General features: G+C 69.7%; 14 protein-coding genes. 1 reads left to right on the top strand and 13 read right to left on the bottom strand.

Annotated features, from left to right (window positions below; all coding sequences use genetic code 11):
- The 3 genes from CCN33_RS12330 to CCN33_RS31990 form a co-directional block, all read right to left on the bottom strand.
- The coding region (locus CCN33_RS12330) for a cysteine desulfurase family protein (RefSeq protein WP_086693674.1) at positions 1–1,113 on the bottom strand (1,113 nt) is incomplete at its 3' end.
- Between the two features lie 55 nt (positions 1,114–1,168).
- Positions 1,169–1,444 (bottom strand): DUF4190 domain-containing protein, encoded by a 276-nt coding sequence (locus CCN33_RS12335; RefSeq protein ID WP_086693675.1) that lies wholly within the window; start codon positions 1,442–1,444, stop codon positions 1,169–1,171.
- A gap of 37 nt (positions 1,445–1,481) precedes the next feature.
- Positions 1,482–1,646, bottom strand: coding sequence for a hypothetical protein (locus CCN33_RS31990; protein WP_086693676.1), 165 nt, complete (start codon positions 1,644–1,646; stop codon positions 1,482–1,484).
- Positions 1,647–1,767: 121 nt separating this feature from the next.
- On the opposite strand from CCN33_RS31990, the gene CCN33_RS12345 reads away from it, so the two are divergent.
- Entirely contained in the window at positions 1,768–2,415 is a 648-nt protein-coding gene (locus CCN33_RS12345; RefSeq protein ID WP_086693677.1) for a TetR family transcriptional regulator, read from the top strand.
- 12 nt (positions 2,416–2,427) lie between these two features.
- Here CCN33_RS12345 and CCN33_RS12350 read toward each other — a convergent pair whose 3' ends face one another.
- The 10 genes from CCN33_RS12350 to CCN33_RS12395 all read right to left on the bottom strand — a co-directional run.
- Positions 2,428–3,288: a thioesterase family protein gene (locus tag CCN33_RS12350; RefSeq protein WP_086693678.1), complete on the bottom strand. Its 861-nt coding sequence runs from the start codon at positions 3,286–3,288 to the stop codon at positions 2,428–2,430.
- An 80-nt stretch (positions 3,289–3,368) separates the two neighbouring features.
- The gene (locus CCN33_RS12355; RefSeq protein ID WP_086693685.1) at positions 3,369–4,028 is read right to left on the bottom strand and encodes a trimeric intracellular cation channel family protein; all 660 of its coding nucleotides are present in this window, start codon (positions 4,026–4,028) and stop codon (positions 3,369–3,371) included.
- An 84-nt stretch (positions 4,029–4,112) separates the two neighbouring features.
- Positions 4,113–5,789: an ABC transporter ATP-binding protein gene (locus CCN33_RS12360; RefSeq protein WP_425275836.1), complete on the bottom strand. Its 1,677-nt coding sequence runs from the start codon at positions 5,787–5,789 to the stop codon at positions 4,113–4,115.
- Positions 5,786–6,883 carry an ABC transporter ATP-binding protein gene (locus CCN33_RS12365; protein ID WP_086693679.1) on the bottom strand — a complete coding sequence of 366 codons (1,098 nt, stop codon included), beginning with the start codon at positions 6,881–6,883 and terminating at the stop codon, positions 5,786–5,788. Before CCN33_RS12365 ends, CCN33_RS12360 begins: the two co-directional genes overlap by 4 nt.
- Positions 6,880–7,887: an ABC transporter permease gene (locus CCN33_RS12370; RefSeq protein WP_030808270.1), complete on the bottom strand. Its 1,008-nt coding sequence runs from the start codon at positions 7,885–7,887 to the stop codon at positions 6,880–6,882. Before CCN33_RS12370 ends, CCN33_RS12365 begins: the two co-directional genes overlap by 4 nt.
- Before the next feature lie 72 nt (positions 7,888–7,959).
- Positions 7,960–9,705 carry an ABC transporter substrate-binding protein gene (locus tag CCN33_RS12375; protein ID WP_086693680.1) on the bottom strand — a complete coding sequence of 582 codons (1,746 nt, stop codon included), beginning with the start codon at positions 9,703–9,705 and terminating at the stop codon, positions 7,960–7,962.
- Between the two features lie 55 nt (positions 9,706–9,760).
- Positions 9,761–10,759: an ABC transporter permease gene (locus tag CCN33_RS12380; RefSeq protein ID WP_086693681.1), complete on the bottom strand. Its 999-nt coding sequence runs from the start codon at positions 10,757–10,759 to the stop codon at positions 9,761–9,763.
- Between the two features lie 390 nt (positions 10,760–11,149).
- Positions 11,150–11,875: an enhanced serine sensitivity protein SseB C-terminal domain-containing protein gene (locus tag CCN33_RS12385; protein ID WP_425275837.1), complete on the bottom strand. Its 726-nt coding sequence runs from the start codon at positions 11,873–11,875 to the stop codon at positions 11,150–11,152.
- 120 nt (positions 11,876–11,995) lie between these two features.
- Positions 11,996–12,787 (bottom strand): enhanced serine sensitivity protein SseB, encoded by a 792-nt coding sequence (locus tag CCN33_RS12390; RefSeq protein WP_086693683.1) that lies wholly within the window; start codon positions 12,785–12,787, stop codon positions 11,996–11,998.
- Between the two features lie 64 nt (positions 12,788–12,851).
- Positions 12,852–13,398, bottom strand: a 547-nt coding sequence (locus CCN33_RS12395) for an AAA family ATPase (protein WP_086693684.1), incomplete at its 5' end; no start/stop codon positions are given.

The raw sequence follows: 13,398 nt of genomic DNA on the forward strand, positions 1-13,398 counted from the left end.
GGCGTCCACGTCGTCCTGGGTCGAGGTGTGGCCCAGCGAGAAGCGCAGGGTGCCGCGTGCCAGGTCGGGGTCGGTGCCGGTGGCGAGCAGGACGTGGCTGGGCTGAGCGACGCCCGCGGTGCAGGCGGAGCCGGTGGAGCACTCGATGCCCTGGGCGTCCAGCAGCAGGAGCAGGGAGTCGCCCTCGCAGCCGGGGAAGGTGAAGTGCGCGTTGGCGGGCAGCCGGCCGCCGGGTGCCGGGTCGCCGCCGAGCAGCGCGTCCGGGACGGCGGCCCGTACGGCCTCCACCAGGCGGTCGCGCAGGGTGCCGATCTCGCGGGCGAACCACTCCTGCCGTTCGGCGGCGAGGCGTCCGGCGACCGCGAAGGAGGCGGTGGCGGGCACGTCCAGCGTGCCGGAGCGGACATGACGCTCCTGGCCGCCGCCGTGCAGCACGGGTACGGGGCTGTACTCGCGGCCGAGCAGCAGGGCGCCGATGCCGTAGGGGCCGCCGATCTTGTGGCCGGAGACGGTCATCGCGGCGAGTCCGGAGGCGGCGAAGTCGACCGGCACCTGGCCGAACGCCTGCACCGCGTCGGCGTGCAGCGGCACCCCGAACTCGGCGGTCACCTCGGCCAGTTCACGGACCGGCATCAGGGTGCCGATCTCGTTGTTGGCCCACATCACGGTGGCCAGCGCGACGTCGTCGGGGTTGCGGGCGATGGCCTCGCGCAGCACCTCGGGGTGGACGCGGCCGTGCGCGTCGACGGGGAGGTACTCGACGGTGGCGCCCTCGTGCTCGCCGAGCCAGTGCACGGCGTCCAGTACCGCGTGGTGCTCGACGGGGCTGGCCAGCACCCGGACCCGGCCCGGGTCGGCGGCGCGGCGGGCCCAGTACAGACCCTTGACGGCGAGGTTGTCGGCCTCGGTTCCGCCGGAGGTGAGGACCACCTCGCTGGGGCGGGCGCCGAGGGCCTCGGCGAGGGTTTCGCGGGCCTCCTCGACGGTGCGGCGCGCCCGGCGGCCGGAGGCGTGCAGGGAGGACGCGTTGCCGGTGACGCCGAGCCGGTCGGTCAGCTCCCGCGCGGCCTCGGGAAGCATCGGCGTGGTGGCCGCGTGGTCGAGGTAAGCCATGGTGACGCCGATTCTACGGGCCGCGCGGAGCCGCCTTCGGCCCCGCGCCGGTGGGTCACAGGCTCCAGGACACCGTGTCGGTGAACTGCATGGTGGCGAACAGGACCACGAGGTCGGCCACACCGAGCGCCATGCCGAGGTAGGCGCGGCCCCGGCGGGTCGTGCCGCGCCACAGCGAGACGCCCGCGAGGACGATGGCGACGGGGCCCAGGAAGAGGTTGAGGACGAGCAGTCCGAGCAGCCCGAGGATGAAGGACGCGACGGCCATGCCGTCGGCGTCGCGCCGCGGCTTCGCCTCGATCTGACCGGTGGCAGGTGCGGTGAGATGCATGGTGCTCAGCTCCTGATGGTCGGTGCGGACGGGCGGGTCAGTGGCTGGTGGTGCGACGTCGGCCATGGCGCTCACGGACGGCGAAGACGACGAGCCAGACACCGATGAAGGCGGCGACGGCGACGCTGACGCCCACCGGTACGTGCGCCACGGTGCCGAGCGCGACACCGAGCAGCATGAGTGCGGCAACGAGGAACAGCATGGTTTCGATCCCCCCTCAGGGTCGTTTCGGTGAACAGTTGTAGTAACACTTGTTCACTGACTTCGAGTCTAACCCTCCGCGCGGCTTTTCAATTCCAGAGAACAGTTGTTAACTGGATGACATGAGTCACACCCTCGGCATCCGGCAGGCCCAGAAGCAGAAGACCCGTCAGGCGTTCCTGGACGCGGCCCTGGTGCTACTGGAGGAGCAGAGCCTGAGCAGTCTGGGCCTGCGCGAGGTGACACGTGCCGTGGGAGTGGCGCCGACCGCGTTCTACCGGCACTTCCGCTCCACCGCGGACCTCGGGGTGGCCCTGGTCGACGAGGCGCTGGGCAGTCTGCACCCGATGGTGGGGCCGACGGTGTCGGCGGCGAACGACTCGGAGGAACGCATCGGCCGCGCGGTCGAGTTGATCGACCAGCACGTACGGGCCTTCCCGGCGCACGTCCGCTTCATCGCCCGCGAGCGGCACGGCGGGGTGCAGCCGGTGCGCGAGGCGATCCGGGACCAGCTCGCGCGCTTCACCGAGGAGGTGAAGGCCGAACTGGCCCTGAACCGCGAGTCGGAGGGATGGGGGGACGACGACCTGACGATGCTCGCGCATCTCTACGTCGACCAGATGCTCATCACCGCCCAGCTCTTCCTCGAGGCACTGGAGGCCCCGCAGGGCGAGTGGGAGCGGGTGACCCGGCTGGCCATCCGGCAACTGCGCCTGATCACACTGGGCAGCAGGCACTGGATGGACCAGGAGACGTCCACCGGGCCGTGACCACCGGGCGGTTCAGCCCAGGCGCACGCGCGCGAGCTGGCGGGACTGGGCGACCAGCCGGTCCTCGCTGTCCCACACCTCGGCGTCCTCCTCCAGGAAGCCGCCGGCCAGGTTGCGGGTGGTGATGGACACCCGCAGCGGACCCGGCGCGGGCCGGTGCCGTACGTGCACGGTCAGTTCGACGGTCGGCACCCAGCCGGTCAGCCCGATCTCGAACGCGGTCGGCGGCAGCGCGTCCACCGCGAGCAGCAGCGAGAAGGGGTCCGCGTCCCGGCCGTCGGCCAGCCCGAACCAGGCCCGCATCTCCCCCTTGCCGGAGGGTGCGCCGACCGCCCAGCCGACGGTGGCCGGGTCCAGTTTGAGCATCAGCCGCTCGGTGATGGCCGAACTGCCGTCCACCGGCGCCGGGCCGTCGGCCGGGCCGAGGCAGCGCTCCAGGGGCGGCATCGCGGGCGGTACGGCAGTCGTCCGCACGTCGTCGGGGAGCGCGGCCAGGTCGCCGTACGAGGCGAGGACGCGGATGCGCTCCACCTCGTTGCCCTCGGCGTCGTACTGGAACAGGGACGCCTGCCCGGTGGAGAGGGTGCGGCCGGTGCGCACCGTCTCGGTGCGGATGACCGCGGGGCCGGGCTGGGAGGCCGTCAGGTAGTGCGCGGAGACGGTGAACGGGTCCGGATGCGGGAGGGTGTCCGCGAGGGCCCGGCCGAGCACGGCCAGCAGATAGCCGCCGTTGACGGCGCTGATGATGGTCCAGCCGGCCGAGAGGTCGATGTCGTAGACGCCGGGCGCGCGCCGGACGACCTCGGTGTCACGGTCGAACTCGCTGTCGCCGATCACGGCTCGAAGGGCGGGGGCTGAGGCTGCTTCTGGCATGGATGAAACGGTACAACAGCGAATTACTAAGCGGTAGCTTTCTGCGTTTCGGTCAGATGAACAGCCCCCGGACAGGAGGCTCACTCCTCCATGACCGTGGACCGCCGGTTCCAGGCGCGCGGCGCCCGCCAGTGGAACCTCATGGCCAGCAGCCGCAGCACGAACGCGGTGGCCGCGGCGAGTCCGCTGGTGAGGGAGGTCAGCGCGTCGAAGCGGATGCACAGCACCACCATCGTGGCGCCGACGATCGCGGGCACCGCGTACAGGTCGCGGTCCCAGCGCAGCAGCGAGGGCACCTCGTTGGCGAGCACGTCGCGCAGCACACCACCGCCGACGGCGGTGGCCAGGCCCAGGGTGGCGGAGGCGGTCAGACCGAGTCCGTGGCTGTACGCCTTGGTGGTGCCGGTGACGCAGAACAGACCGAGTCCGGCCGCGTCGAAGACGAGCACCGCCGCCTGGATGCGCTCCACGTGCGGGTGGAGGAAGAAGACCACGACGGTGGCGAGCAGCGGGGTGACGAAGAACCCGAGGTCGGTGAAGGCGGCCGGGGGCACGGCCCCGATGATCAGGTCACGCAGGAGCCCTCCGCCCAGCGCGGTCACCTCGGCGAGCACGGCCATTCCGAAGACGTCGAAGTTCTTGCGGACGGCCAGCAGGGCGCCGGAGATGGCGAACACGAAGATGCCGATGACATCGAGCGTGTGCTGGACGGAGGGACTGAAGATCTGATCGAGCTGCACCCACACATTCTGACCTGTCGCGGGGTGCGGACCTTGCGAAGCAAGGCGGGAGGGGCGGCCGCCGGGCGAACGGCGGCCGCCGGCTCACTTCTCCTCGGCAGCCTTCCCGGTGCCGGGCTTCGCGGTCTTCTCGACCTTCTCGGCCTCGGCCTTCTCGGTGCCCGCCTTCTCGACCTTGGTCTCCTCGACCCCGGCCACGGAAGGCTTTTCGACCTCGGCCGCCTCGCTCTTCTCAGCCTCGGCCTTCTCGACCTTGGTCTCCGCGACCTCGGTCACGGAAGGCTTCTCGACCTCGACCTTTTCGGCCTTGGTCACCTCGGCCTTGGTCACAGAAGGCTTCTCGACCTTCTCGGCCTTGGTCACGGAAGGCTTCTCGGCCGCCTCGCTCTTCTCGGCCTCGGCCTTCTCGACCTTGGTCTCCGCGACCTCGGTCACGGAAGGCTTCTCGACCTCGACCTTCCCGGCCTTGGTCTCCTCGGCCTTGGTCACAGAAGGCTTCTCGACCTCGACCTTCCCGGCCTTGGTCTCCTCGGCCTTGGTCACAGAAGGCTTCTCGGCCTCCGGCTCCTTGGTGGCGGCGGTCTCCGCGACCTCCGCGGCGACGGCGGCCGACGTCTCCGCCGACTCCTCCAGCACCGCGTCCGGCACCAGCTCGGAGGCCTCCTTCGCCGCCGTCAGCAGGACGGTGTCCTGCGGGGCCTGGTCGGCGAAGTTCTCCGGGTGGTGGCAGGCGACCCGCTGACCCGGCCGCAGCTCCAGGAGCTGGGGCTCGGTGGTCTTGCAGATCTCCGTCGCCTTCCAGCAACGGGTGTGGAACCGGCACCCCGACGGCGGCGAGATCGGCGAGGGCACGTCACCGCGGAGCAGGATGCGCTCGCTCTTGGCGCCCCGGCGCTTGGGGTCCGGAACCGGCACGGCCGACATGAGCGCCTTGGTGTACGGGTGCATCGGCGCCTCGTACAGCGAGGTGCGGTCCGCGATCTCGACCATCTTGCCGAGGTACATCACCGCGATCCGGTCCGACACGTGCCGGACGACCGAGAGGTCGTGCGCGATGATCACGTACGTCAGACCCAGTTCGTCCTGGAGGTCGTCCATGAGGTTGACGACCTGGGCCTGGATCGACACGTCCAGCGCGGACACCGGCTCGTCGGCCACGACCAGCTTCGGCTTCAGCGCGAGCGCGCGGGCGATACCGATGCGCTGGCGCTGGCCGCCGGAGAACTCGTGGGGGTAGCGGTTGTAGTGCTCGGGGCTCAGACCGACCAGCTCCAGCAGCCGCTGGACCTCCTTCTTCACCCCGCCCTCGGGCTCAACGCCCTGGAGCCGGAAGGGCGCCGAGACGATCGAGCCGATGGTGTGCCGGGGGTTCAGGGAGCCGTACGGGTCCTGGAAGATCATCTGGATGTCGCGCCGGAGCGGACGCATCCGCCCGGTGCCCAGCCGCGTGATGTCCTGGCCGTCGAAGGTGATCCGGCCGCCGGTCGGGTCCTGGAGACGGGTGATGACCCGGCCCATCGTGGACTTTCCGCAGCCCGACTCGCCGACCACGCCCAGGGTCTCGCCCTTGCGCACCTCGAAGTCGATGCCGTCGACGGCCTTCACCGCACCGACCTGACGCTGAAGGATGCCCTTCTTGATCGGGAAGTGCTTGGTCAGCCCCTCGACGCGGAGCAGCACGTCCCGGTCGTCCCCGCCGGTCTCGGGAGCCGGCGCCTGCTGCGGGATCGCGGCCCCGTCGGTCTTGTTGGTCTCAGTCACAGCTTCGGCGCAATCTCTTCGGTCCAGATCCGCTCGCGGTCCTCGGCCGAGAGGTGGCAGGCGGTCCAGTGCCGCCCGGCGTCCACCAGCTCCAGCTCGGGGCGCACGGTGCGGGTGACGTTCCCCTTGGGAATGTCCGCGTAGGGGCAGCGCGGGTTGAACGCACAGCCCGAGGGGACGTTGATGAGGCTCGGCGGCTGGCCCTTGACGGGGATCAGCCGTTCCTCGGTCACCCGGTCGATGCGGGGCATCGAGCCGAGCAGACCCCAGGTGTAGGGGTGCTGCGGCTTGTCGAAGATCTCGTCGACCGGGCCGCGCTCCACGCACCGGCCGCCGTACATCACCAGCACGTCGTCGGCGATCTCGGCGACCACACCGAGATCGTGGGTGATCATCATGACCGCGGAGCCGAACTCCTTCTGCAGGTCCCGGATCAGGTCCAGGATCTGCGCCTGCACGGTCACGTCGAGCGCGGTGGTCGGCTCGTCCGCGATGAGCAGCTCGGGGTCGTTGACCAGGGCCATGGCGATCATGGCGCGCTGGCGCATACCGCCGGAGAACTCGTGCGGGTAGCTGTCCACCCGCTTGCCGGGCTCGGGGATGCCGACCCGGTCGAGCATCTCGATGGCACGCTTGCGCGCCACCTTCCGGCTCACCTTGTTGTGGACCCGGTACGCCTCCACGATCTGGTTGCCGATCGTGTAGTACGGGTGCATCGCGGACAGCGGGTCCTGGAAGATCATCGCCATCTCGCGGCCGCGGAGCTTGCGCACCTCGTCCGGGGAGGCGGAGACCAGTTCCTGGCCGGCCAGGCGGATCTCGCCGGACATCTGGACGTTCTTGCCGCGCGCGCCCAGCCGGTGCAGGCCCATGATCGCCAGCGAGGTGACGGACTTGCCGGAGCCGGACTCGCCGACGACGGCGAGCGTCCTGCCCTTCTCCAGCGAGAAGGTGAGCCCGTCGACGGACTTGACGAGGCCGTCGTCGGTCGGGAAGTGCACCTTGAGGTCGCGGACCTCCAGGAACGCCTCGGAAGCCGTGGCGGGGGAGACGGGCTCCCCCACGGCGGCGCCGGTCTTGGAAAGTTCGGTCACGAGAGCCTCACGCGCGGGTCGGCGGCCGCGTACACCACGTCCACCAGGAGATTTGCGATCACGACGAAGAAGGCGGCGAGCATGGTCACGCCGAGGATCTTGGGCAGGTCGTTGTCGGTGATGCCCTGCACCGCGTACTGGCCGATGCCGGGCAGCGAGAACACCGACTCCGTGATCACCGCGCCGCCGAGCAGCAGACCGATGTCCATGCCGAAGACCGTGATGATCGGGGTGAGGGCGGCACGCAGTCCGTGCCGGAACACGACCCGCTTCTCCCGCAGGCCCTTGGCGCGGGCGGTGCGGATGAAGTCCTCGTTCATCGTCTCCAGCATGCCCGACCGGGTCAGGCGCGCGTAGATGGCCGAGTACAGCAGCGCCAGCGAACACCACGCCGGGAACAGGGTGTTGGCCCACTGGCCGGGGTTCTCGGTGAACGGGACGTAGGTGCTGCCGAAGATCGGCCACTGGTACACGAAGAGCAGGATCGCGAGGTTGCCCGTGAAGAACATGGGCAGCGAGACGCCGGCCAGGGCCACGCCCATGAAGGTGCGGTCGAGGAACGAGCGCGGCTTCAGTGCCGAGATGACACCGGCGATCACACCCGAGATCAGCCACAGCACCGCGGCGCCCAGCGCCAGCGAGAGGGTGATCGGAAGGCGGGAGGTCAGCTCGGGCCACACCGCCTGGTGGTTCTTGAAGGAGTAACCGAAGCACGGCGCGTCACAGTGCACCGTGGTCGGGCCGAGGTCGTAGGTCGCGCCGGACACGATCCCCTTGATGAAATGCCAGTACTGCGCGTAGATCGGCTGATCCAGACCGAGGTTGTGCTTGACCGCGGCGATGTCCGCCTTCGACGGGCTCTTGCCGATGTACTGCTGCGCCAGTTGGTCCGCTGTCTGGCCGGCCAGCCGTGGCAGCAGGAAGAAGATGGCGAAGGTGACCGCGGAGACGACCAGCAGCAGGATCACTGCCGCGAACGTCCGGCGGAGGATGTACGAGATCACGGGGACCGGCGCTGGTGCCCGCGGGTCGGGGGACCCGCGGGCACCAATGCCTTCACCTGCCTTCCGGGGCTGCTACTTCTGGGTGGTGCCGATGTTGAGGTAGTCGTACTGACCGCTGAAGGCAGCCGTGGAGACCAGGTTGGTGTAGTTGGCCGGGCGGGCCAGCAGGACCTTGAAGTAGGTCAGCGGGACGAGGACCGCGTCATCCATGGTCTTCTTGTCGATCTGCGCGTACAACGTGTTGCGCTCGGACTCGCTCTGGGTCGCGATGGACTTGCCCAGCAGCTTGTTGACGTCCTTGTTGTCGTACTGCGACAGGTTGGTGTTGCCGGACTGGCTGATCGCCTTGCCGTTCAGGATCTGCTGCAGGAAGCCGTAGCCGGAGGGCCAGTCGGCACCCCACTGCATCATCTCCAGGCCGATGTTCTGCTTCTGGGTGAACTTCGGCACGCCCGCGTAGTCGGTGAAGTACTTGCCCGACGGGTACTGCTTGAGGGTGGCGGTGATGCCGACCTTCTTCAGCGAGTTGATGATCGCCGTGGCGGCGTCGATCTCCGGCTGACGGTCGGAACGGGCCGAGATGTTGGTCGAGATGCTCGACTTGCCGCAGGCCTTGAGCTGCTCCTTGGCCTTGGCCACGTCGCCCTTGTTGCCGGGGGTGGCGTAGGTGTCGGCCTTCTCGTAGCCCGTGATGTCGGGCGGCAGGACGGTGGAGGCGATGTCGCCGCGGATCGGGCCGCCCTCGGCGGTCTGCACCGAGACCTTGTCGATCGCGTACTGCACGGCCTTGCGGCACTCGACCTTGTCGAACGGCTTCACCTTGGTGTTGATCGCCATGTAGACGAGACGGCCACCGTAGGTGTTGTCCGTGCCGGCCTTCTTGTTCTGGTCGGCGAGGACCTGGGCCTGGGTCGAGGACTGCACGCCGGTGCCGGCGAGGTCGATCGCGTTGCCCGCGAGGACGTCCTTGTCGATCGTCTCGGCGTTGACCTTCAGCTTGACGACGATCTTGTCCGGCAGCTGCTTGCGCAGGGTGTCGTTCTTCGCGTCCCAGTTCTTGTTGCGGACGAGAACGGCCTGCTTGCCGTCGTCGTAGCTCTGGAACTGGTACGAGCCCGAGGAGACGATGTTCTTGACGTAGTCGACGCCGTTGTCCTTGGCCTTCGGCACCGGCGCGGTCTGCGGCGCGGCGACCAGGTAGTCGAACTCCTGGAACGCCTGCTTCAGGTGGAAGACGATCGTGGTGTCGTCCGGCGTGGCGATGGAGGACAGGCCCTTGTCGCTCTTGTCCTTGTAGGGGCCCTTGTACTTGTCGCCGCCGGCCAGCAGCTGCTGGAAGTAGTTCGGGCCGAGGGAGAGCACGTCACGCGCGAAGTTGGAGCGCTCGACGGCGTACTTGACGTCCTTCGAGGTGATCGGCGTACCGTCCTGGTACTTCAGGCCGGGACGCAGCTTGTACGTCCAGGTCTTGCCGCCATCGCTCGGGACGCCCTTGCCGGCCGCGAGGTCCGGGACCAGGGTGTTGCCCTTCTCGCCCGGCCCGGGCTGGAAGGTCATCAGCGGGCGGGCCCACAGCCGGCTGAGGTTGTACATGTACGCGTAGTACGTGTTGCCGGGGTCGAACGAGTCCGGGACGTCGGACAGTTCGTAGGTGACCGTCCCGCCCTTCTTGTCCGAGGCATTGACGACAGCCTTGGTCGCGGCGTTGGCCCCGGCAGACTTGGCGTCGTTCTTGTTGTCATCGGCCTTGCTGCAACCTGCAACGAGCAGGCTCGCGGAGCCAATGGCCGCTATCGCGGCCAGCGCTGACCTTCGCATGGTGGGCGCTTTCCCCTTCACTGTCGGAAATCTGGTGGACTCGTCGCGGCAGACGTCAGCGGCTGCGCGGGTCGAGAGCATCGCGGAGACCGTCACCCAGCAGGTTGAACGCCAGGACGGTCAGGAAGATGGCGAGACCGGGCACGATCATGTACTGCGGATCGACCTGGTAGAAGTTCACCGCGTCGCGGAGCATGCCGCCCCAGGAGGCCTGCGGGGGCTGGATGCCGACACCGAGGAAGCTCAGGGACGCCTCGAAGAGGATGTTGGTCGGGATCAGCAGCGTCGAGTAGACGATGATCGGGCCGACCAGGTTCGGCATCAGCTCACGGAAGAGGATGTACGGGCCCTTGGCGCCCATGCCGCGCGAGGCGTCGACGAACTCGCGCTCACGGAGGGCGAGGGTCTGGCCGCGCACGATCCGGCCCAGGTAGGGCCAGTTGAAGAAGCCGATGACGAAGATCAGCACGCTCAGGTGCAGCGGCAGGCCGGTGAGGCCGAACGCGCCGCCCTGGAGGGTGGCCGAGATCGCGATGGCGAAGAGGAGCAGGGGGAAGGCGAGGAAGGTGTCCATCAGGCGGCTGATGACCGAGTCGACCCGGCCGCCGTAGTAGCCGGCGACCACACCGAGGATCGCGCCGATGACGTTGGACAGGATGGTGGCGCCGAAGGCGACCACCAGCGACACCCACGAACCCTCGAGGATGCGGGTGGCGGTGTCACGGCCGAACTTCGGGTCCACACCCAGCGGGTGGTCGAGACTCATGCCGCCCCAAGCACCCTTGGGCAGCGAGGTGTTGGGGTCGATCAGGTCCTGGTGGAACGCGTTGGGGTCGAGCCCGAAGGCGGCCTGGATCGGTCGGGCGAGGACCGCCATCAGGACCAGGAGGACGACGATGACGCCTCCGGCGACGGCCGCCTTGTCCTTCTTGAAACGGGACCAGGCGATCTGCCCGAGAGAACGACCCTCGATCCGTCCCTTGCCGGCGCCGTCGAGTACAGCCTCGGGCTGTACCTCGGCTTCGGCTCCGGTGGTCTCGATCGGTGCGGTCACAGTGACCTGACCCCTCTCGCCGGTGGTGACCGGCCTGTGCCTGCCGCTGATCGCGGCTTTGTCGCTTTGCCTCGATCACGAAGTCTTCACTTCGTGCTCTGAACCGGGAGTCTTCAACCTGGTCGCGATCACCCGCCAGAGCTGACCGCGAAAGTATGCGCAACTGTGATGCGTTACAGGGGATTCCGTTATCCGATGCGCGGGTAACTATTATCGAATAGTGGCCAGTTGGGACAGACCGGCCATTCGGCACGGATGGGCCCGTAGCGACGACCGTCTACGCGCGCAGAGCTGCCGTGGACACCCTCGAGCGCCGGGGGGCCATCACATTTGCTTCACAGGAGCCAAGTTGCTCCGTGGCCGCCGCGAACACGCGCGCGGGAGCGGCGGTCAGTACGCCCCGCCCACCGGCGCGACCGCCCCGTGGGCCTCGCGGTCGTAGAACGGGCGGGAGTTGGCGCGCATCCACAGGACGACGGGGTCGAAGTCGTCGGTCATGGCGACCGTGGAGACCGGCAAGCCCTCGGGGACCGCGCCGACCGACTGCTGCATCATCGCGCGGACGGAGTCGACCGCCGCCGGGGTCGACTCGTACACGTCGAGGCCGAGGGCGAGGTAGGGGGCGCCGAGAGCGGGCTGGACCCAGGCGCGGCGCAGGGAGCGCAGGGCCGGGGTGCGGTGGGCGTTCTGCGCGAGCAGGGCGTAGAACTGCGGTACCTCGATGGCCGGTTCGGACAGCCGCAGGGGGCCGGCCGGCTGGCGGTCCAGGCCCGTGGCGATGCGGCGCAGGTCCAGCCAGGGGATGCCGACGCCGCCGCCGGGGGCGTGCGGGTTGAGCCAGAGGCCGTAGTGCTCCGGGTACAGGGTGCGGGCGACGTCGAGGCTGTCGACCACCTCGTAGGAACGGCTCCAGCCGCTGGCGGAGAGTTCCTGGGCGGAGGTCACGCAGGGGGCGTAACCGAAGCCGCCGACCTCCATGTTCCCGTACTGGGCGTCCGGGGAGCCGCCCTGGCCGTGCCACAGCAGCATCCAGATCTGGCCGGACGAAGGGGTGGCGAGGGCGCGGAGCAGTGCCTCGTAGGCGTCGTAGCGTCCGGGAGTGACCTGGCGCAGCATGTGCTCGACGCTGCCGCTTGGGCTCGCGCTCACCTGTCCTACCGCCCCTTCATTGCAAGTTCCCCGCGTGTGGGGACAGCTTAAGCGCCCACCGGCGCGGGCCCCGCGAGCCCTGATGCCTCAGTTGCCGAACTGGTAGAAGGGGCGCACGTTCGTCCTCAGCCAGTCGGCCACCGGGTCCTGGGTGGCGTCCAGGAGGACCAGGTTGACGGGCCAGGGAGCCGGGGCGCGGCCGAGTGCCTTGCCGAGGGCGTCCAGCGGGAGCGCCCGCACGTCGCCCTCCCAGTGGGCGAGCTCGACGCCGACGAAGAGCACCGGGTCGGCCGTCTCGATGACGGCGAGGCAGCGCCGGGCGCTGACGACCACGCCGGTCGCGGCGAACTCGGCGGAGGCGGCGGCCAGGAAGTCCACCGGGTCCTCCTGCCAGTCGGGCTCGAAGAGCCGCACCCGGCCGCCGGAGGCCGGCCCGTCCAGCGGGGAGTTCCCGGCCCGGCACAGCGCGGCCACCGCGTCGGGCGGCAGCGGGAGTCCGACCACGCCGCCGGGGTTGATGACGACGCCCGCCTGCGGCGGCAGACCGCGCGCGAACTCCACGGCGGGGGCGACGGTGTGCGGAAGGTGTCCGCCGGGCGACTGCCGGAACTGCTCCTCGGAGCTGAACACCGGGACGTACACCTGGCCGTCGATCTCGACGGTGGGCAGATCCAGCGGACCGCTGTGCGGGCCCCCGCCGTTGGGCAGGGGTATCCAGACGAAGCTTCGGGCCAGCACCTCGATGACGCGGGCGCCGGCCGCGGGTATACCGAGGGAGGCGGAGAGGACCTCCTCCAGTTCGTTGCCGGGCCAACCGCCGTGCGGGTGGGGGTGTGCCTGTGCCGGGAAGTCCGCGGGAAGGTCCGCCGGGAAGTCCATGTGCCTACCGCCTGCTGGGAGTCATGCTGTGGTGCAGAAGGCTATCCGGTACGGATGCGGGCGCTCACGTGGCGAACTCGATCCGCTTCAGGCCGTCCGCCGAGGCGCGGTCCAGCAGGACGACCGAGCCGCAGCCGGCCGGGCTCTCGCCGCGCTCGACGGCGTCCAGCAGCCGGGCGGTGGTGCCGCGGTGGCGGTGGAAGGCGTACCGCGAGACGCCCCGGCCGCGCTCGCGCTGGCCGCGCCGGGCGGTGTCCGCGGACACGTCGAGCAGGATCAGGTGCAGGGTGCCGCCTCTGCGGCGCGCCTCGCGGGCGAGCCAGGCGCGCACCCAGGGCTGGGTGCCGCAGTCGTGCACCACGACGCCCTCGCCGGAGGCCAGCGCGCGGCGCAGCCCCGCGTAGTGGGCGAGGCGGACCAGGGGGCGGTAGAGCGCGTAGGGCAGCGTGGCGGGGAGCCGGGCGGCCCAGCGGTCGCGGGCGTCCTGGGAGTCGACGCGGCGGCCGGGGACCGTACGGCGCATCAGGGTGGACTTGCCGCTGCCGGGCAGCCCGGTGACGACCGCGAGGTCGCGGGGGCCGAAGCGGAGGGTGCGGGGGCCGCCGCCGGGG

It is taken from the genome of Streptomyces recifensis (assembly GCF_002154615.1).
GTDB lineage: Bacteria > Actinomycetota > Actinomycetes > Streptomycetales > Streptomycetaceae > Streptomyces > Streptomyces griseoluteus.